The organism is Streptomyces sp. NPDC058678 (genome assembly GCF_042714835.1).
GTDB lineage: Bacteria > Actinomycetota > Actinomycetes > Streptomycetales > Streptomycetaceae > Streptomyces.
The window spans coordinates 22,231-40,346 of the sequence record NZ_JBHXSG010000075.1 but is presented as its reverse complement, the minus strand read 5'-3'; the positions used below and the strand labels follow the sequence as shown (position 1 = coordinate 40,346).

18 protein-coding genes and 3 pseudogenes are annotated in these 18,116 nt (G+C 67.5%); 12 read left to right on the top strand and 9 right to left on the bottom strand.

The window, feature by feature from the left end; all coding sequences use genetic code 11:
• Window positions 1-882: 882 nt before the first annotated feature.
• Window positions 883-1,908: a Gfo/Idh/MocA family oxidoreductase gene (locus ACFWWR_RS41205; protein WP_384309115.1), complete on the bottom strand. Its 1,026-nt coding sequence runs from the start codon at window positions 1,906-1,908 to the stop codon at window positions 883-885.
• A gap of 50 nt (window positions 1,909-1,958) precedes the next feature.
• A complete protein-coding gene (locus tag ACFWWR_RS41200; RefSeq protein ID WP_031143643.1) occupies window positions 1,959-2,741 on the bottom strand; it encodes a TIM barrel protein in 783 nt (260 codons plus the stop codon).
• A gap of 182 nt (window positions 2,742-2,923) precedes the next feature.
• On the opposite strand from ACFWWR_RS41200, the gene ACFWWR_RS41195 reads away from it, so the two are divergent.
• Together ACFWWR_RS41195 and ACFWWR_RS41190 are read left to right on the top strand one after the other, a co-directional pair.
• Window positions 2,924-3,949 carry a LacI family DNA-binding transcriptional regulator gene (locus ACFWWR_RS41195; protein ID WP_384309112.1) on the top strand — a complete coding sequence of 342 codons (1,026 nt, stop codon included), beginning with the start codon at window positions 2,924-2,926 and terminating at the stop codon, window positions 3,947-3,949.
• 27 nt (window positions 3,950-3,976) lie between these two features.
• Window positions 3,977-4,111 (top strand): hypothetical protein, encoded by a 135-nt coding sequence (locus tag ACFWWR_RS41190; protein WP_371657361.1) that lies wholly within the window; start codon window positions 3,977-3,979, stop codon window positions 4,109-4,111.
• Window positions 4,112-4,333: 222 nt separating this feature from the next.
• On the opposite strand, the gene ACFWWR_RS41185 is transcribed toward ACFWWR_RS41190, so the two are convergent.
• On the bottom strand, window positions 4,334-5,455 hold the full coding sequence (locus tag ACFWWR_RS41185; protein ID WP_384309110.1) for an IS630 family transposase: 1,122 nt from the start codon (window positions 5,453-5,455) through the stop codon (window positions 4,334-4,336).
• An 83-nt stretch (window positions 5,456-5,538) separates the two neighbouring features.
• Window positions 5,539-6,573, bottom strand: a complete 1,035-nt coding sequence (locus ACFWWR_RS41180) for a hypothetical protein (RefSeq protein WP_384309108.1) — start codon at window positions 6,571-6,573, stop codon at window positions 5,539-5,541.
• Window positions 6,574-7,109: 536 nt separating this feature from the next.
• Here ACFWWR_RS41180 and ACFWWR_RS41175 point away from each other — a divergent pair.
• From ACFWWR_RS41175 to ACFWWR_RS41160, 4 genes are all read left to right on the top strand, one after another.
• Window positions 7,110-7,712 carry an RNA polymerase sigma factor gene (locus ACFWWR_RS41175; RefSeq protein ID WP_384309106.1) on the top strand — a complete coding sequence of 201 codons (603 nt, stop codon included), beginning with the start codon at window positions 7,110-7,112 and terminating at the stop codon, window positions 7,710-7,712.
• Window positions 7,709-8,320 (top strand): hypothetical protein, encoded by a 612-nt coding sequence (locus ACFWWR_RS41170; protein ID WP_384309103.1) that lies wholly within the window; start codon window positions 7,709-7,711, stop codon window positions 8,318-8,320. The genes ACFWWR_RS41175 and ACFWWR_RS41170 overlap by 4 nt, the downstream gene beginning before the upstream one ends.
• Window positions 8,321-8,850: 530 nt before the next feature.
• Window positions 8,851-10,419 carry a hypothetical protein gene (locus tag ACFWWR_RS41165; protein ID WP_384309101.1) on the top strand — a complete coding sequence of 523 codons (1,569 nt, stop codon included), beginning with the start codon at window positions 8,851-8,853 and terminating at the stop codon, window positions 10,417-10,419.
• A gap of 29 nt (window positions 10,420-10,448) precedes the next feature.
• The gene (locus ACFWWR_RS41160; RefSeq protein ID WP_384309099.1) at window positions 10,449-11,510 is read left to right on the top strand and encodes a hypothetical protein; all 1,062 of its coding nucleotides are present in this window, start codon (window positions 10,449-10,451) and stop codon (window positions 11,508-11,510) included.
• Window positions 11,511-11,789: 279 nt separating this feature from the next.
• Here ACFWWR_RS41160 and ACFWWR_RS41155 read toward each other — a convergent pair whose 3' ends face one another.
• From ACFWWR_RS41155 to ACFWWR_RS41140, 4 genes are all read right to left on the bottom strand, one after another.
• Complete coding sequence (locus ACFWWR_RS41155; RefSeq protein WP_384309117.1) at window positions 11,790-12,458, bottom strand: hypothetical protein; 669 nt, start codon at window positions 12,456-12,458, stop codon at window positions 11,790-11,792.
• A gap of 51 nt (window positions 12,459-12,509) precedes the next feature.
• The gene (locus tag ACFWWR_RS41150) at window positions 12,510-12,935 is read right to left on the bottom strand and encodes a DUF6415 family natural product biosynthesis protein (protein WP_384309096.1); all 426 of its coding nucleotides are present in this window, start codon (window positions 12,933-12,935) and stop codon (window positions 12,510-12,512) included.
• The gene (locus ACFWWR_RS41145) at window positions 12,932-13,354 is read right to left on the bottom strand and encodes an ATP-binding protein (RefSeq protein WP_384309093.1); all 423 of its coding nucleotides are present in this window, start codon (window positions 13,352-13,354) and stop codon (window positions 12,932-12,934) included. The genes ACFWWR_RS41150 and ACFWWR_RS41145 overlap by 4 nt, the downstream gene beginning before the upstream one ends.
• Before the next feature lie 159 nt (window positions 13,355-13,513).
• Window positions 13,514-14,011 carry a DUF6415 family natural product biosynthesis protein gene (locus tag ACFWWR_RS41140; protein ID WP_384309091.1) on the bottom strand — a complete coding sequence of 166 codons (498 nt, stop codon included), beginning with the start codon at window positions 14,009-14,011 and terminating at the stop codon, window positions 13,514-13,516.
• Between the two features lie 463 nt (window positions 14,012-14,474).
• On the opposite strand from ACFWWR_RS41140, the gene ACFWWR_RS41135 reads away from it, so the two are divergent.
• The 6 genes and pseudogenes from ACFWWR_RS41135 (at window position 14,475) to ACFWWR_RS41110 (ending at window position 17,401) form a co-directional block, all read left to right on the top strand.
• Complete coding sequence (locus ACFWWR_RS41135) at window positions 14,475-14,876, top strand: hypothetical protein (RefSeq protein WP_384309088.1); 402 nt, start codon at window positions 14,475-14,477, stop codon at window positions 14,874-14,876.
• The gene (locus ACFWWR_RS41130) at window positions 14,854-15,378 is read left to right on the top strand and encodes a DUF6879 family protein (RefSeq protein ID WP_384309085.1); all 525 of its coding nucleotides are present in this window, start codon (window positions 14,854-14,856) and stop codon (window positions 15,376-15,378) included. The genes ACFWWR_RS41135 and ACFWWR_RS41130 overlap by 23 nt, the downstream gene beginning before the upstream one ends.
• Window positions 15,379-15,385: 7 nt before the next feature.
• Complete coding sequence (locus ACFWWR_RS41125) at window positions 15,386-16,240, top strand: helix-turn-helix domain-containing protein (RefSeq protein ID WP_384309082.1); 855 nt, start codon at window positions 15,386-15,388, stop codon at window positions 16,238-16,240.
• Window positions 16,241-16,251: 11 nt separating this feature from the next.
• Window positions 16,252-16,431 carry a DUF397 domain-containing protein gene (locus ACFWWR_RS41120; RefSeq protein ID WP_384309080.1) on the top strand — a complete coding sequence of 60 codons (180 nt, stop codon included), beginning with the start codon at window positions 16,252-16,254 and terminating at the stop codon, window positions 16,429-16,431.
• Between the two features lie 92 nt (window positions 16,432-16,523).
• Window positions 16,524-16,877: pseudogene (locus ACFWWR_RS41115) on the top strand (XRE family transcriptional regulator); the annotation flags it as partial.
• A pseudogene (locus ACFWWR_RS41110) lies at window positions 16,862-17,401 on the top strand (GNAT family N-acetyltransferase). The pseudogenes ACFWWR_RS41115 and ACFWWR_RS41110, both read left to right, overlap by 16 nt.
• 276 nt (window positions 17,402-17,677) lie before the next feature.
• Here the strand turns inward: ACFWWR_RS41110 and ACFWWR_RS41105 are convergent.
• Window positions 17,678-18,018, bottom strand: a pseudogene (locus ACFWWR_RS41105) (hypothetical protein); the annotation flags it as partial.
• Window positions 18,019-18,116 lie beyond the last annotated feature (98 nt).

Genomic DNA, 18,116 nt, shown 5'->3' with positions numbered 1-18,116 from the left:
CCGCCGTGCTGCGCCGAGACGAGCGGGTCGCAGAGGGCGACGCCGCGACGCTGGCACACATCGTGTCCGCCGTGATGTTCCTCAGCATGGCGGCGGGCGTGAACACGTCGAGGCCCGTGTGGTGCGGTCAGGGCTTTGTGGGTCGATTCAGCAGTTCAAGGGCGCCTTCGACGCGATGATGCCGTCCTACCGCGTCGTGCGTGGCGCAGGCGGCCAGGTCGGGGCGCTCGTAGGGCTGCCGGCAGACATGGCAGTCGTAGGTGACCGCCCCACCACTCGAACGCCGCCCGCCGGTCGTCCATGGGCGCATCACGCCAGTCCCGCCTGCCTCGCGCGAACCACAGGAAGTCGAAGTACGTGCGCAGGTCCCGGGCATGGACGGCCTGGGTGTTCCACGGCGAAGACACCAGCCACACCGAGAAATACCGGTTCAGCGCCACGTCGTACACGCCCGCCGGACTGATCAGGAACGGCTGCCCCTCGGGCACCCCAGATCATCCAACCCCTCACCGAGATCGGCGAACAGGGAGCTGAACTCCCGTGCTCGCCAACCGGTGATCGACATGACGCTGGACGATAGTCCGTGGACAGCTCAACAGCGCATAACCCAAGTGGGACGGATTTCGGGCTCTCATCTCCCTCGACGCGGGCCAGGTGGTGCTGCGCTCCAGGCACGGCACCGAGATGAGGCCGTCGTTTCCAGAGGTCGTGGCCGGGGCCGTGCAGCTGCCGGACGCGACCGCGCTGGACGGCGAGCTACGTAGTCACCGACACCCCCGCCGCACTCGAGCAGCGGGGGTGTCGCATGTTGGACTGACCTGGCCGTCACCCCGTACTTGTCACGCGGCGCCGGGGTCCGCGCTGCGGCCGAAGACCCGTGCTTCACAGGTCTTGGAGCTTGTCGACGCGGACGGGACCGCCGGTGGTGACGGACTGGATGGCGGCGAGGGCGATGGCCAGGGCAGCGCGTGCGTCCTCGCCGGTGGCGGAGGGGGTGCGCTCGGTGCGGACGCTGTCGGTGAAGTCGGCGAGTTCGGCCACATAGGCGTCGTGGAAGAGGTGCTGGTCGTAGGTGACGCACTCGGCGGCGACGCCGTCCGGGCCGTATGCGGTCAGGTGGGTGCGGCGGACGTCGCCCATGGTGAGCATCCCGGCCGAGCCGAGGACCTCGGCGCGTACGTCGTAGCCGTAGACGGCCTGGAAGCTGGCCTCGGCGGTGGCGAGGGCGCCGTTGTCGAAGCGGACGGTGACGACGGCGGTGTCGAGCAGGCCGCGGTCCTTGAAGTCGGGGCGGATCAGGGCGTCCGCCAGGGCGAAGACCTCGACGGGTTCGGCACCGGGATTGAGGTGGCGCAGGACGTCGAAGTCATGGATGAGGGTCTCCAGGAAGATCGTCCACGGCGGTATGCGGGCCGGGTCGGCCAGAGCGGGGTCGCGGGTGAGCGAGCGCAACAGCTGCGGTGTGCCGATGGCGCCGGCGGCGATCTTCTCGTGGGCGGCCCTGAAGCCCGCGTCGTAGCGGCGGTTGAAGCCCACCTGGAGGGGCACGCCCGCATCCGCGGCGGCCGCGATGGCGCGGTCGGCCTCGGCGAGGGTGACCGCCATCGGCTTCTCGCAGTAGACCGCCTTGCCCGCCTTGGCGGCCGCCTCGACCAGGTCGGCGTGGGTACGGGCCGGGGTGGCGATCACCACCGCGTCGATGTGCGGGTCGGCGAGCAGTTCACCGATGTCCGTGTAGGCGGTGGCGCAGCCGAGCCGGTCGCCCAGGCTCCGCGCGGCGCCCGGGGTGGGGTCGGCGATGGCGACGAGCCGGACGCCCGGGAGGCGGTGGGCGAGGGTCTCGGCGTGGAACGAACCCATCCGTCCGGCGCCGAGGAGGCCGACGGCGAGAGGCTGCTGGGTGGTCATGCGGGTGCTCCGTACGTCGTCGTCAGGGTAGGTACAGGCTGTGGAGACAGTCAGACGGTGAAGGCGGAGCGGAAGCGCTCCAGAGCGAGCTCGCTGTCGCTGGAGGCCCACGCCTCCATCGCGACCGTGCCCTCGTAGCCGAGGCCCGCCAGGGCGCGGGCGACGGCTGGGTAGTTGATCTCCCCGGTTCCTGGTTCGCGGCGGCCGGGGACGTCGGCCACCTGGATCTCGCCGATCAGGCCCAGGGCATGGGCCCTGCGGACCAGCTCGATCAGATTCCCCTCGCCGATCTGGGCGTGGTAGAGGTCCAGATTCATCCGCAGCCCGGGCCGGTCCACGGCCGCGACCAGGGCCAGGGTGTCGGCGGCCGTCGCGAACGGCACCCCGGGGTGGTCGACGGCGGTGTTGAGGTTCTCCAGGGTGAAGACGACCCCGGCGCTCTCGCCCAGCTCGGCGAGGCGGGTGAGCGTGCGGTGGGCGGCGATCCACATCTCTCCGGTGACCTCACCGGTCACCGGCACCACCGGCAGGCCCTGGCCGTCCAGTCCGGTGCCGTGCAGGTTCAGGCGAGGGCAGCCCAGTTGCTCGGCCGCCTTGAGCGACTCCTCGGCGGTGCTCAGGAGTTCGGCCGCGCCCTCCTCGTCGGTCAGACTGCCGCGGATGTAGCCGGTCATGGAGGAGAAGTCGGCCGGGGTCCGGGCCAGAGCGGCAAGGTCGTGCCGGGTCCAGTCCCAGATCTCGACCTGGAAACCGGCGTCATGGATGCGCCGTGCCCGCTCGTCGATCGGCAGATCCAGGAAGACCATCTCGGCGCAGGCCGCCAGTGTGTACATCGCCACGTACCTCTCTCCGCGACTTCGGACTAGAACGTTCAAGGCACTAGAACGTTCTAGAACTCCGTGGAGCAGCAGTACGCCAGCTGTCGCCCTCCCCTGTCAAGGCTCCGGTGGCCCGTGAAAGCTAGAACGTTCTATAGTCGACTCCGTAGGAGACGACTCCGACCAGGGAGGACAGGTTGCCGGCGACCCCAGCGGTCCCCAACGGAAAGCGACCGACGCTCGCCGACGTGGCGTCACGGGCAGGGGTGTCCACGGCGCTGGTCTCCATCGTGATGCGCGGCGCGAAGGGGGCCGGCGAGGCCACGCGCGAGCGCGTCCTTCAGGCCGCGCGGGAGATCGGTTACCGACCCGACGCCCGGGCCCGGCTGCTCCGCAGCCACCGCTCCCATCTGCTCGGGGTGCAGTTCGGCCTCCAGCATCCTTTCCACTCCGACCTGGTGGAGGGCATCTACGCGGCGGCCGAACCGGCCGGGTACCAGATCGCGCTGAGTGCCGTGGCCGCCGGGCGCGGCGAGCAGCGCGCCGTCGAGACGCTGCTCGACGACCGCTGCGAGGCGCTGATCCTGCTCGGCCCGCAGGCCCCCGCCGCGCGGCTGGCGGAACTCGCCGGGCAACTGCCGGTCGTCTCCGTGGCCCGCCGGCTGCGGCCGTCCGTCCCGGGCCTGGAGGTCGTACGGACCGCCGACGACGAGGGAGCCGGCCAGGCGGTGGCCCACCTCGTCGCTCTGGGCCACCGCGACATCGCCCACATCGACGGCGGCCGGGCACCGGGCGCAGCCGACCGGCGCCGCGGCTACCGCACCGCCATGAACCGCCACGGCCTGGGCGAACACATCCGCATTCTCCCCGGCGGTCTCACTGAGGAGGAAGGCGCCGAGGCCGCCCGAACCCTGTCGGCCACCCGCCCGCGCCCCACCGCCGTACTGGCCTTCAACGACCGCTGCGCGACCGGCGTACTCGACCTCTTCCTCCGCTCCGGCGTCGCGGTCCCCGGCGACATCTCCGTCGTCGGGTTCGACGACAGCCATCTGGCCCGACTGGCCCACATCGACCTCACCACCGTCGGACAGGACATCGCACGCCTCGCCGGGCTCGCCGTCGGCCGGGCCGTCGCACGCCTGGAGGGCGCGGAGATCCCCGCCGGGGAACAAGTCATCACCCCCCGTCTTGTCGTCCGGGGAACGTCCGCCCCGCCCCGCTGAAGGCAGATCCCGGGGTGCGAGGCCTGTGTGTTCCACGGCGACGACGCCGGCCACACCGAGAAGTACCGGTTCGACTCGACGTCGTACATGCCGACCGGCCTGATCAGGAACGGCTGCCCCTCGGGCACACGCATCCCGCGGCCACATCAGCTCGGCGAGTGAAGTGCGCCCGCCATGTCGATCACTGGATGGCGGGTGCACTTCACCCGCCATCCAGTGATCGACATGGCGCCGGACGATATCCCGCGGACAGCTCAACAGCGCATAACAGAAGTGGGACGGTTACCGCGCCCTGGCCGGCCGGTGGGCCGACGGCCGTGTCGCCCTACGGAGCCGCAACGGCAGCGATCTAATGCTGTGACCGCGTAGGTTCGCCGGGTTGGATCAGGCTGCGGTTGTGAGGGGGCGTCCGCCCCATCGGGTGCCTTTCTCGCTGCGGATGCGGGCGCGTTCCTTGCGTTCGGCGGCCAGGACGTCGCAGTGGCGGGCATTGGCGTTGCGCCAGCGGAGGTAGGAGTGCAGGGCCCTGGTCTGGGCGGTGTGGTTGGGGTGGTGGGAGTTGGCGATGGTGAACTGCCGCAGTGGTCCGAAGTGCGCCTCGATCGGGTTCGCCCAGGAGGCGTAGGTCGGGGTGAAGCACAGCTCGACCTTGTGCTTCTTTGCCCAGCGGCGGATGTCGGCGCCCTTGTGGGCGGACAGGTTGTCCAGGATCACGTAGATCGGTGCGCCGTCGGGCCGGGCGGCGCGGATCGATTTCAGCGCGGCCAGCGTGTTCCCGGCACCCTTCTTGCGGCGGTTCACGCCCCACAGACGGTCGTCGCCCACCGAGTAGCAGCCATGGAAGTACCGGACGCCGTGGGTGCGATGGTAGGTGGCCGGCAGCCGGTCGGGCCGGGTCTGTTCGGCCCAGCAGCTGCCGCCGATGGGCCGGATCCCGAGTGGGCCGAACTCATCGAAGGCGAATACCCGGTCCGGGAAGCGGTCCAGGACGTGCTCGATACGGTCCAGCTTCGTCTCCCGTTCGGGGTCCGGGGACTCCTTCCAGGTCTTGGTGCGCTGGAAGGTGACGCCGCGGCGGGCGAGCAGGCACCGTAACGCCTCACGGCCGATGCGAATCACCCGGCCGTGGACTTTGCGCAGGTAGGCGACGAGCTTGCGCAGTGACCAGCGAGTAAAAGGCTGGCCTAGCTTGACCGGGCGGGTGGTGGCCGTCTGGACGACGAAGTCCTCTTCGTCAGACTTGAGTTGGCGGGGACGGCCTCCCGCCCACCGAGGGTCCAGGCAGGCCAGGCCCTTCTCGTTGAACGCGTGGATCACATCCCGGACGGTGTCCTCGTCGGCCTGCACCAGCTGTGCGATCACCGGCACCCGTTTTCCTCCAGCGGAGGCCAGCAGCATCATCGCCCGCCGGTAGCGCACCGAACTCGTGCTGCCCCGGCGCACGATCTGCTGCAGCTTCTGCCCCTCGTGGTCGGTCAGTCTGCGCACACGGACGGGCTCGGCCACCGCGCCTCCAGCGGTCGGATCGGATGTCACCGCACATGCAACCGCCACGACCGCCGACCCGGCGAACCTATGCGGTCACAGCACTAGCCCAGCTGCCGCAGGGTTTGGGTGAGGTGCTGGGTGTGGCCGGCCCGGATGAACCGCTCGGGCGGACCAGCAGCCTCCTGTCCGGCCGCGCAGTCGGCGAGATACCGCTCGCCTTCGCTAAAGCCGTGCCCGCGAAAGTGGGGATCGCTGGTGAGACGGGAGACCAAAGCCGCCATCTGCGCGGTCCCGTACACGGCCATGTTCCGCCCCTTGATGACCAGGTAGTCCTCGGCCGTCGAATACAGCACCCGGCCCAGGATCGTCACCGGTCCCGTCGTGCGCTGTGAGGGCTTGCCCGGATGCACGACCGAGTAGTCCCCAAACACCAGCCGCTCACCCATACGGGAGCGTTCGCCCACCTTCTGCCACAGCGTCAGCTCGCGGCGGGGGAGCGGGTTGAGAAGGTCGCGCTCCAGTTGCTGCAGCGAGGCGGGAAAGGCACCCGACAGCAGCACCAGCGTGCGCCACGGACGTAACGCACCCAGCAGTGATACCGCTTGCACCGCCCACTGCATGGCCTGCTCAGGCTCCAGCGCTCCCGCATCGAGCAGCAGGTCCGTTTCTTCCGGCGCGGTTTTCAGCCGGGCCAGCAGCTGCTCCACCTGCTCGACGGCCACCCCCGTGGGCGTGTGCGCCAGCTCGATGCGCAGTCCCAGCCCATTGCCGGTGGACTGGGCGAGCTCATCGGCCAGGGCCTGCTGACGTGGCGCGCGCCACGGGCTGGTGATGGGTGCGGCGGTGGTGAACAGCCCAAAGGCGCCCCACAATGCGTCGCCCACCATCTCGGGGTCGTCTTCCACGTGCTGAGTGTCGATCCAGCAGCGGCGCGAACTACCCACGACACGTAGCCGGTTGGCCGCCTGGGTGAGGTGCTTGATGCGCTCACGCATCGATGGCTGTGCAGCGGTGGGGGTGCGCAGCACCGGCACCGTCCACAGCGCTGCCATCTGGGAGCCGACATCGGCTGCCACATCCTCAAAGCCGCGCACATCCCCGCGCTTGGCCGGTAACGCCGCCACGTAGCGAATCATCCCGTCTACCCCCCGTCGCTGCCCGTGATCGCAGAGTGACACGAGATAGCGGCCTGGGAAAGGGCGCCTCACGCCACCTGTGCAGCCGTGTCGGCTGCTCCCTTTCTGCAGAAGTGGCCCGGCCCAGACCCGTTGAGCGCCGGCTTTTGCCCGTCTGCTGCCCTGCCACGACCGGGTGTGGTGGTTCTCGGAACGCGGGAGGCCGGACTCGGGTGCAGGGTGGAGTGGCGTGGAGGATTCCGGGCTGGGGTGGCAGCGTTTGAAGGCTCTCGTTCGATTGAAGGGCATGACGATTGGTGTAGGGGGCTTGGTGTGGGGGCTGTGGTCGGCGGCCTCGTGGCCTGTCTGGGCCGGTGTATGCGTGGTCGTAGCTGTGGCGAGTGGGTGCGCGTGGCTTGCTGAACAGGGCCGCCGTGCCACGCTGGTGGCGCTGGTGTCTCATGCGCCCCCTGGAACGGTGGTGGTGCAACAGCGGGGGATGGGCGGACCGGCGATGGAGGTCCGCCTGGGGGCAGCGGCCAGGGAAGGGGGCCACCATGACGGGTCGACGGATCTCCGAGCAGACAGCGCATGAGGTATCCCAGTTGTGGGACTGCGAAGCAGTGCCTTTGCTGCGCTACGCCATGGTCCTGACCGCAGGCGCGCAGCCGGCCGCGGAGGACCTGGTACAGCGGGTATTCATGGCGGTGGCCCTGCAGTGGGAGTCCCTCACGGCCGCGAGTTCATTCACCACACCGAGGAAAGTAGAGGCCGGCAGACACCGGGCATGGCTGCGCCGGGTGTGCCGCAATCTGTGGATCGACGACATTCGCAGATCACAGACGCTAAACCGGCTGGGCGCCGAACTGGCCCGCGACTTGGCCTGCCCGCCGCCGGATCCCGCCGACGTCGTCGTGGCCCGGGACGACCTCGAACGCTGCTGGACAGTGATCCGCCACTTTCCCGAGCGACGCCGACAAATCGCCCTCCTGTACTTCGTTGAGCAGTGCTCCACCACGCAGATCAGCCAACTACTGGGGATCGAGCCATCGGGCGTGCGTAAACACGTTGCCCTCGCCCGCGCAGCGCTGCGGCACGCGGTAAGCCGCCCACCACAGATCATCGAGCCTGCCAGGCCACGAAGGGAGGAGCAGTCGTGACCGATGCTGAGGACGACCGCACAGACGACGAGACGATCGCCCACCTGCTCCAGGGTGCCGAATGCGTGATCGACATCGATCCCGGCAGCCTTCAGCAACGCAAGCGCACACTATGCCAGTGGATGGCCGGTACGGACCGCACCGGACCACCAGAGCCCAAGGACCAGCCCACCGGCCGAAACCATCCGCCCGGCGCCAGGCCCCGGTTCATCGCATGGAATCGCGATCTCACACTGAAGCCGCTCAATCCTCCACACGAGCCCGACCACGACACGGCGCCCACACTGCGTCTGGCGGTCGGTGACCACGCCCATGCTGCCCCGGCAGCGAGCAGCCGCTGGCGCCCCCACGCAGGGTGGGATGAAGCAGCCGAGGCCGCCCTGAGCGCGGTGAGCGAACTGCGCACCCACCTGACGCTGTTGAGACCTGCCGCGCAGACACAACTGCTGCAGACGGTGCTCGCCGACGCCGAAGACGAGATCACCCGCACCGGCCAGATCTCCGCCCGACTGCACGAGCAACTGCGCACCGCACTCACCGAAGCACCGCTGGGCCCCGCGCTGAAGGCATCCGCCGGCGTCGTTGCACGGCTGCTGGCCGGTGACTGAAACGGGGTGCAGATACGGCAAGGGCATGTGTGGGTTCAGCCGGGCCGGGCCGGGCCCGCACGCCAGCCCCGGCCCGGTCTGCCGGTGTGACCGGGCAGGAGGCGGGCGGGCGGCGGCGGCACGAACCGGACGTCTCGGCCGTGCTCCTTGGGGCCGTTACCGGCAAGGGCAAGGCAATTGTTGCCAGAGCAGGCTTGGTCACTCCAGCGGGCCACCGCTGGCTCTGGGCGCACTCGGATCCCGCCTCGCGCAGGTGTCGCTGGGGGACGCCTCTGTGGGGCGGGCATGCCCCGCAGGGCGATCCGATGCGTGAGCAGGCCGTAATCTGCTGGTGACGGCGAGGAATCTGCGGGGAAGGGCCCCTGCTCGGGGTGGGACATGAGCCAGCCGTGAGGGCGCGGGACAGAGTGGCGCTGAATGGATCTCAAATCCCTTGCCTTGCAACGCTGTTGACCTTGATGAGCTGACAGCCTGCGGGCAGGCGCCCTACCATGTTCAGTCCTGCCGGCGACCGATAGCGGAGATGACTGATGTCCCATACCGCCCTCGGCTCTGCCGAATCCGGGCACGTCTTACAGGCTGACCCTGGCGTTTTGCCGTACGTGCCGTCAATGCCACAGAAAGCTCAGGCGCCACGTGCACCCCTGCCTTCCACCACATGGTCTGCACTGGTCCGCCAGCTGAGAGACCCCCTGATCGATGATTTCTCCACAGCCTGCCAAGATTTCGTTGCGGCTGATGCGGCGTTATGCGGAATAAGTGCGCGGGACTTTGACATTCACCTGCGGCTGCACGCACCGTCTGTACTGGACCGGGCGACACTACGGCGGCCATCTCCTGTCCTTTATGGCGAGTTACGGCCGCAGCTGATCGCTCGCTGCAGCAGAATATCCAGCTACATCAAGGACGCTGATTACCTCGCCAACAGTTCTCTGCTGCTAGGCGGCGGCCAGGCGCGGCGAGGGTTCACCATTCAGCGCAGCGACGGTTCCTCCGTCGGAGTGAAATTTTCCGTGGTTCCGCCCAGTGCCGGCTATCTCTACCAGTCGAGACTGCATTACCTGCTGAGCCCCCGGGCGGACACCCTCATAGAAGTCGGATGCTACCTCCAGGGTGCCACGCACCCCGTCACGTACCTGGCGTTCTCCATGTGTGACAGGCCGGGAATCATCCAGGCACTGCAACGGCAGAACCTTCCCGCGGAGCGGGGCAACGTGCTCATCCTCACGCGTGCTCTAGGATTATCGGGCGCGGCACACAACCTCATGAGCTTCACCATTGGTCAGGCCGTGCGGTATCTCAGAACCATGGGGTGCACCTTCATGGTGACGGCATTCAATCCATTGCTCGGGTTCACCGGCTCGGCACTGCATGCCGCGAACTTCACCCCGTTCGCCACCGCACCCGTAGCATACTGCTACGACAAATTCGGCAGCTATATGACCCGTCGACAATCAATGTCGGACACATGCACGGACCGCCGGGCGGGAAACTACCGCAACCTGTTGGTAGTGCTCGGCACGGACAGCACATCGAGAAAAGAAATCCGAAAAGTGACAACCCTGCAGCAAGTGGCAGAGCCACCCCACAATGCGCATGCCGGCGAACCCGCCGAGCTCGACCTCGACGAACTGCGCGACTACCGCAGCTGGCTGGAAGCCGCATGGTCGCGGAAGACCGCGCATCCCAACTACGCCCGCGAGCCCTTGTCGTCGAAGGGGCAATGCGGTGTCAGTTCCGTCTGGCTGGCACGCCGTCTACGACAGCGCGAGATCGAAGCCACCTACTGCTACGGCCGGCTGACCTTCAAGGATCCCGCGATCTCGTCCGTCGACCACCACTGCTGGATCGAGATCGGCCCAGCCCACGACGCCGCGCGCCACGTCATCGACCTGACCTGTGATCAAGCCGACGGCTTCCAAGAGAAAGTGATCTACCGCCGGTACGACGAACTCGCCTCGGCCGGCATCCGCTACGAGCCCGTGACCCGCCTGGCCGTCGATGATCTCCCCAGCGACCGCGTCTGGCCCCGCTACACACAATTGGAGGAGTCCATGCGCCTCACACGGGGCATGCAGACGCTGTACGACTCAGTCTGAGGGCTACCGCGACAGACTCCAGGGGGGACGTGAGCGGCAACGAAGAGCGTCCGCAGGTTCTGTTGCTGTCATCGAACCTGCGGCGCCGATACGCCGAGGACATCCTGACTGCTCTGGCGCTGCCTCGGGGCGCCACCATCCAGTTCCGCTATGAGGCCCAGTACGTAGCCCCTTCGCTCCAGCAGAAGGTCGCCAACGGCAGCATCATCCAACAACGCGCCCTGATCGGCTTCGTTGCCGACGCGAACTCACCCACCGACGCCTACCTGCTCCCCGTCAGAGTCGCCGAGATCGTTGCCGCGGACTGTGTAGCAGAAGTCTTCCTGTTCAAGCTACGCGTCACCGACCACGTCGACCTCGACGACTACTCACTCTCCCGCACAGACATCGCCACCGACAGCCGCAAAGCCATCGACAAGATCATCGAAGCGAACGGGGCTTACTATCCGGCCGTCCTCAAGTTCCCCACATTCCCCATCCGTACCAACGGAGACCAAGCACAACTGTGGATCAGCGTCGCGCGACGCCTGGCACTCCACCCCACCTTCGAAAACGCCTACTTCATGCGGATCGACGAACCGGTCCACCTCGCCAGCGCAGCCGCCTTCACCTTCGAACCAGAAGGCCGCCTGAGCCTCGGTGACTTACAACCCGCACGGCTGCCCGTCAGCTTCTATGCCCAGCGCTACACCGAAACACCAAAAATCACCCTGACCTGCGACACTGACGGCCGCTTCCTACGCGTCTCCTCAGACGCCTCCCACGACGTGGCACTGCGCTACGACTCCACCGAATTCTGGCTCCAGCCCGACGCCGCATCCTTCGATGCGCTCACCCACGTCACCATCCGCCTCGGCCCCGAGGATGCCGGCACCACGCCCGTCGCAGCCGCACGCTTCCCGGTCATCATCAAACACTCCAGGATGCGATTGGTCTCCCGAGTCACCATCAGCGCGCTGGGAGCCTTCCTCGTCGCCACACCCGCCATCCTCGGCTCCAACTCTTCCCTCACCCTGCGCATCGTCTTGGCCGTGATCGGCTCCGCAGCGCTCAGCACGGCCACCATTGTCATGGGACGTCCCCGAAGCTGAGCGGCAAGCACTGCCCGGCCTCAACCCCGCACCCGCAACTGACGCTCGTGTGGAAGTGAACAAACACCCCCGCTCACGCGGTGGCGGGCAGCCGGGCCTGTCTCGTGACCTGCATAAACGCCGCCTCGCCGGCAGGCGGCGTGCTGGGGCCTACTACGGTCCGACGCGGGGAAGCGGGCTGACCGTGGGGGAGCGGTCAGGGCGGGATGGCCTCCCCGCGCCGGACGGTGGAGCTGCCCGAAGGCCCCGCCGGGCGTCATCGGGGCCCCCGGACAGGGGCTATGCCAGCACCAGTTCGCGCTGGAGCTCGTCGAGGTCGACGACGCGGAAGCTGCTCAGGCGGCGAATCATCTGTGAGGCGAGGAACGTCGCCAGGTTGGGATGTCCGTAAGGCAGTGGGTGGTCGGGCTGCGCGATCACGTGTACACCTTGGCCGCTCAGACCGTAGAGAGTGCCGGTCACGCCGCACAGCGGTGCGCTCGCGGCGAGGTAGACCACCGGCTGCCTCTCCAGGTGCGGACACAGCGCGGCGGCAGCGCGGGCGTGCTTCGCGCACACGGGCGGCTGGTTGGTGAGAATGACCGGCTGCGTGGGGTCGTGGTCGTGGGGGCCGGCGAGGAAGATCAGCCCGGCCCGGGTGCGTGCGGGCTGCGTGCACACCTGGCAGCGCAGTGTCTGCATGCACATCATCTGCCGGTAGGGATGCATCAGCTTCCACAACGGGCTGCCCGTCGGCATGCCGCGCTCATCGACGGAATTGAACGCGCAGCGCGCCCACAGCACACCGCGCACATCCCGGTCTCGTGGGTCCTCGTCCCCGTAATGGAGCCGGTGGCGACCGGGCGCGTGCTGGAGGATGACGAGGTTGTCCGGCGCTGCCTCCTCACCCTCCCGCTGGGTGATGAAGGGGATCAAGCCCCGCTCGCTGGTGCTGCGCACGGATCGCATCGTCTCTCTCAACTGGCGGACTGTCGGGGGATCGAGGGGCGGGGGGGCAGATCACGCCGCCTCCTTCAGACACTTCAGGGCGTCAAGGCGTTCACTCAGTTCGTGGGCGGTAAAGGCCATCCGGCGCAGGTGCCCAAGCGCCTGCCGGTAGCCGGCCGGCAGCCCCTGCCCAACCAGAGCCCGGGCCTGACCAAGCAGCCGGCCGACGGGCTCGTCACTGTGACCGGCCTGGCAGGCAGCGGCGATGGCGGCGAGCCGGGTGAGGTCACCGTCCAGCCGCCCGGCGAGCGCTGGGAGGTCTTCCTCGGGTGGCGTTACGTCGTCCAGGACGTCACCGATGTCCTCGAGGAGTGCGTCGCCGTCGAAGGGCGTCCACTGCCGCAACCGGGCCAGCACCGCCTCCAGCGCGGGCGCGTCCAGCAACGTCCACATCCCTGCCGGATGGTGACTGTGCGAGATGGCGGCGGGCGCCGTCACGGCTGTACCCCGGCAGGGAGGGCCAGCGTGCACCAGGTCGCCCGGCCGTCATCGGCGCTGCCCCATCCCCCGCCATGGCTGTGCGCCACCGCCTCGACCAAGGCCAGGCCACGCCCCGACTCGCTGTCGCTGCCGCTCTGCCCGCGGGTGGCGGCGCCCGGCATCCCGTCGGCGACCACGATGTGCAGGAAACCGTCCCCGACCCCGATCCTCACAACGATCTCCTGGCTTCCGCTGTGCAGCACCGCATTCGTCACGAGCTCGGAGACCACGAGCATCACGTCATCCACCATCACCGCCAGCCCGTACCGGCCAAGCCGCGCGGCCGCGATCCGCCGCAGCGCGCCCACCCGGCACGCATCCTCACGACGGGGCGGCGCACCCCTGCGGCGGGCGGCGACCTGGAAACGCTCGTTCATTACGTCTTCCTCACGGCGCACCAGGCGAGGCGTCCTTGCGGTTGTCGTCATCACGTCTTCCAAGCGTGGGTCGGAAAGAGCGGGCGGACTTTGAGGACCCTCGACCAGGTCAGGGCGTCCACCGCTGGGGTGGTGTGGTTCGGGTGTCGGGCCGAGGGATCAGTGTCGGCGGATCATGTGGGCGCAGCGGGTGTAGATGCGGCCTGCGCGGAGGGCGGAGCCGCTGGGGCTGACGTGGTCGTAGGCCAACGTGTCCTCGCCGTCGCGGAGCGGCTGGTCGCAGGCCAGGCACATCACCGCCCCGGCCAGAGCTTCGTGGTGGTCGCACAAGGCGGCCAGGGTGCGGGCGAGTCGGCGCGCATAGGCGAGAGCGCCGTGCTCACCAGGTCTGTTCGCGGCGCGGAGCTTTCCGCGGGCTTCGCCGACGCAGGCCAGTGCGCAGTAGCGGGACACATCCTCCTTGTCCCGCTGCCAGGCAGCCTGTTCGACCTCGGGAATGATCAGCTGTATATGCCCACGCAGCGCCTGCTGCACAAGGTCCAGCGCCTCGCCTCCGGGCAACTGCACATGGGAGTCCATCAGTTGGCTGATGGTATGGCGCATCGTGTCGATGTTCACCGGTGGTGCGACTGTCCCGGCCGTCACCGTCTGGTTCATTGCGCAGCTCCTGCCGTGGTGTGTGCAGTACCGCCGTCGCAGGCTAGGAGATAGGGCATGAGGGGTTGCGCAAATTTGTCTTGCTGTAAGGCGAGAACAGTGGGATGGCGTGTGCAGACCGCGTCCCGGTCGGAGCCCCTCGGAATGAGTGGCTCCGGGGGACGCAGGCGGTGCCTGGCATGCCCAGTGCCGTTGAGCGGTGCGTTGGTCATGGTCATTGGCCCTTCCAGCGGGGGCGCCCGGCCTGACGGGGGAGGCAAGGCCGGGCTTTCCGTGTCGCCGGGAAGTCAGGACGCGGGATCTGCGGTGACGAGCGGCGACTGGTGAGACCGTAGAACCCGAGCTATGCAACTCCCAAGCGCCTTGCGCGAGTTTGCAGCATGCTGATTGACGGGCTGGAACGGCTCGTCGACCATCGAGATGTCGCGCAAACCTGAGCAAGGACGAGGACGGGAGACAGGGCGTGAAGTTACGATTTCTCGGCAGCAATTCCACCGGTGGCGACTGCCCGACGCTATATGCCACCGACCGGGACAGCTACATCGTCCAAGGCTGGCAACTGTTCGCGAACGAGCTGCTGATGCAGCTTGATATACCCGAGGGCGAGAGTGCGGTGGAGGTGCCAACCGAGTTGTTCGAGCACCTGAGCAACGACGGCCTGAGGCCTGGCGACATCAAGCACGCCGCGGTCCCGGTCATGATCGTCACCCCGCAGGGCACGTGCGTCGTTCAGGGCAAGGCGGTGGCCGACCCGGACGCCCTGTCCCAGATGTCGATCCCCGACTACGAGACCTGTGTCGAGATACCGAAGCCGGCGATCATCGCCCTACTGGAGGAAACGCGTGGAGCTGATCTCCAGCGCTGAGCGCAACCGGCTCTTCGACCGCTTCAAGCACGATGCCTTTCACCTGGAGCTGCGAGACGATTACTCCGTGCCCGGTGAGCGCGGACCGTTTGAGAGCTGGCTGAAGGGCGAGAACGTCGACTACGCCTACCTCACTCCCTGGGCCCGCCTCGTTGAGCAGGCCGCCCGCCGCGGCATGACAGTGCGCCGGGTCCGGGTCGTGACAGAACCCCTGAGCCCCTACATTCAGTGGGAGCACGCCACCACCATCCTGAACGAGCAAGCTGGCGAGGCCATCCGATGGCTGCCCCGACACCTCCTGCCAGCAGGCGCCACCTTTCCCTTCGACGGCCGGGACTGGTGGTTGTACGACGACCGCCTCCTGGCTGTGGGCCACTTCGATCCGGACGGCCGTGTCCTCGGATCGGAGATCATCGAGGATCCGGGCGCCGTTGCCCAGTGCCTACGCGTGCGGGACCTCCTGTGGGCAACCGCCATCCCTCACACCGAGTACAAGCCCTGAAACATCCATGACTACACAGGTAGATGAGGCGCTGCTAGCGCTCGGTGCCCGGCTGCGCGGCTTCCGCAAGGATGCTGGATTCACCAGCGGCCGGGCCTTCGCCCATGCCACCACCTGGCACGAGTCGAAAGTCTCACGCATCGAGCATGGCAAACAGCGTCCCAGCGAGGACGACATCCGCCTCTGGTGCGAAATCACCGGCCAGCATGATCAACTAGGCGACCTGATTGCGATCGTCCGCCACGTCGACGAACTGTGGCTCGAGTGGCGCCGTCAACTCCAGGCCGGTGCCGAGAGTCGGCAGCACAAAGCCATCCCCGTCTACGCCAAGACCAAGGTGTTCCGCATTTGGCACCCCACCGTCATCTGGGGAACCCTTCAGACCAGCGAGTACGCCGCCAGAGTTTTTGAACAGGTCGTCAATTACTACGAGATCCCCGATGACACTGAAGCGGCCGTCGCCAAGCGCCTCCAGCGCCAGCAATACCTCTATCAGGGCGAACGGATCTTCAACGTGCTGCTTGGCGAACAGGCGCTCTACACCAACTTCGGCGGGCCCGACGTGATGAAGGGACAGCTCGATCGCCTCCTGGCGGTGATGCGACTGCCCAGACTCAGCCTCGGCATCGTCCCTCGCTCGGCGCCCGCCGCGATCTGGCCGGGCAACTCGTTTTCGATGTTCGACGACAAACTTGTCCTCGTCGAGACCTACTCCGCCGAACTGTCCGTCTCCCAACCACGGGAGATCGACCTCTACGCCAAGGCGTTCGCCTTGCTGCAGCAGTCAGCGGTCTACGGCAACACCGTCCGGGAAATCATCCTCACCGCAATCCAGCACTTCGACCGGATACCGACCGACTAGGAGGACGCGCCGTGCCCATAGAACCGAACTGGCGCACCAGCTCGTACACCACGCAAGACTCCTGCGTCGAGGTCGCCGACAACCGCCCGGACGCGGTCATGGTGCGGGACACCAAGCATCGCGAGCACGGTGTCCTCTGCGTTGCACCAGCGGCCTGGACCGACTTCCTACGCTACGTCCGGTGGAGTTAAGGCGGAGTTGGCCGAGGCCATCCATGGCCTCCTGCACTCTCTCGGGCACAGCGCAGCGGTGAGCGACCGTACGTTCCGGAATTCGTCGAGCCCCGGCTGAGCTGGGTAGCACCGCCATGACCGCGATTGTCCGGGACCGTATTGGGGACTCAGCGTGGGAGGAGGCCGCCTCTCACCGGGCTTTGGCCAGCATCCCTCAGCAGTTCCGTCGCAACCGCGCTCTGGCCACGGCACGCCTTGCTCTGGCCCAGCTCCATCAGCGGCCTATCGACCAGGCATGCGCCACGGCATCGACGGTGTTCGTCCTGATGGAGGGACATCCGATCCCTGGCCGGACACGCCTTCTCCTTGGCGACTACTACCGGGACTTGATCACCTTTGCGCTGGACGCCAGGGCCGCACAAGAGTGGGTAGACCGCTACCGATCCGAATGGCGCCGCTCGTGAGTGCCGCAGATCTGGTCGTCCGCCGCTTCACGCACGCTGACCTCCCGAAGATCCGCCAGACGCTGATCGACGTGCACGCCGATGCCTACGCGGACGCTATGGACGACGAGTTCAACCAGCGCTTCCCCTGGTTCGTCGATCACTGGGGCGGCAACCCGGACTTCGACTGCGTGATCGCCTACGACTGCGACGAGGTGCTGGGCTTCGCCTACGGCGCCCCAGCCACTCCCATGCGGGAGTGGTGACGCGAGCACCTCGGCCCGGCACCGGAAAAGAGCCGGACTTTCTCCTACTCCGAGCTGGCCGTTCGCACGAAGTACCGGAAGGCTGGGGCTGCCGAGGCAGTCACCAGGGCCTTGCTGGACGAGCGGGACGAGGACTTGGTAGTGCTCCTTGTCGACACCGAGCATCCGCGTGTACAAGCCCTATATACGTCCTGGGGCTTCCGAAAGGTCGGACAGCGGCAGCCCTTCCCGGACTCCCCGGTGTACGCCGTGATGCTGGCCGAACTGCCCTTGAGTTGAACCGAAAGTAATGAGAACGATCGGAGCCGGGGCCCGTTCTTCAGATCGTTGGCTCAGCAGCGGGGTACTGACCTCTGTTGGCGGCGAGGCGTGTACGCACTTGTCCGAGTTGTTGATGCCGTCGGCTTGCACCGTGGACCCGACTGGGTTCCGGGATACCCACGGGCCACGCGCCAATTCCTGCGGTTTAGCAGTGATCGCCGCCACATTACTTGGCGCGGGTTACAGGTCGGTCCAAGGGCGGTGTTCGCCGCCGGCCAGTGGCACCCATACGGCCTAGGCGGGACCGTGTTGCTCAAGGTCTTCCAGTACGGCGGCTCCAAGCCGGACCTCCCGGGCGAGGGCGGCTACGAGCGGGTGCTGGGCAGCCATCGCCTGTAGATCGTTCATCCGCTTCTCCAGCCTGGCCCGGGACGCAGCGGTGAGCACGAAGAGCACCCGGGGGAAGACCGGATACCAGCGCAGCCAGGCAGGACCTGCGGCGGACTGCCTCCCCGACCGACGGGCTGGGCCTCGTACTGGAACAGGCGGGCGTACTCGATCAGTTTCATGGCCAGCTGCTCGCTGCTCATGGTGCTGCGATCGACTTCAACGAACGGGCGCAGCTTCGTTCTCCGGCGGCACCGTGTACTTCAACGGCGCGGCGTTCTCCGGCGGCTTGGTGTCCTTCGACGGCGCGAAACGTTCTCCGGCGGAGGGGTGTCCTTCGGTGGCG

Coding starts and splice junctions, on each gene's coding strand:
- ACFWWR_RS41205 (WP_384309115.1), bottom strand. CDS start 1,908: ATGACCACCCAGCAGCCTCTCGCCGTCGGCCTCCTCGGCGCCGGACGG.
- ACFWWR_RS41200 (WP_031143643.1), bottom strand. CDS start 2,741: ATGTACACACTGGCGGCCTGCGCCGAGATGGTCTTCCTGGATCTGCCG.
- ACFWWR_RS41180 (WP_384309108.1), bottom strand. CDS start 6,573: ATGATTCGCTACGTGGCGGCGTTACCGGCCAAGCGCGGGGATGTGCGC.
- ACFWWR_RS41175 (WP_384309106.1), top strand. CDS start 7,110: ATGACGGGTCGACGGATCTCCGAGCAGACAGCGCATGAGGTATCCCAG.
- ACFWWR_RS41165 (WP_384309101.1), top strand. CDS start 8,851: ATGTCCCATACCGCCCTCGGCTCTGCCGAATCCGGGCACGTCTTACAG.
- ACFWWR_RS41155 (WP_384309117.1), bottom strand. CDS start 12,458: ATGCGATCCGTGCGCAGCACCAGCGAGCGGGGCTTGATCCCCTTCATC.
- ACFWWR_RS41145 (WP_384309093.1), bottom strand. CDS start 13,354: ATGAACGAGCGTTTCCAGGTCGCCGCCCGCCGCAGGGGTGCGCCGCCC.
- ACFWWR_RS41140 (WP_384309091.1), bottom strand. CDS start 14,011: ATGAACCAGACGGTGACGGCCGGGACAGTCGCACCACCGGTGAACATC.
- ACFWWR_RS41125 (WP_384309082.1), top strand. CDS start 15,386: ATGACTACACAGGTAGATGAGGCGCTGCTAGCGCTCGGTGCCCGGCTG.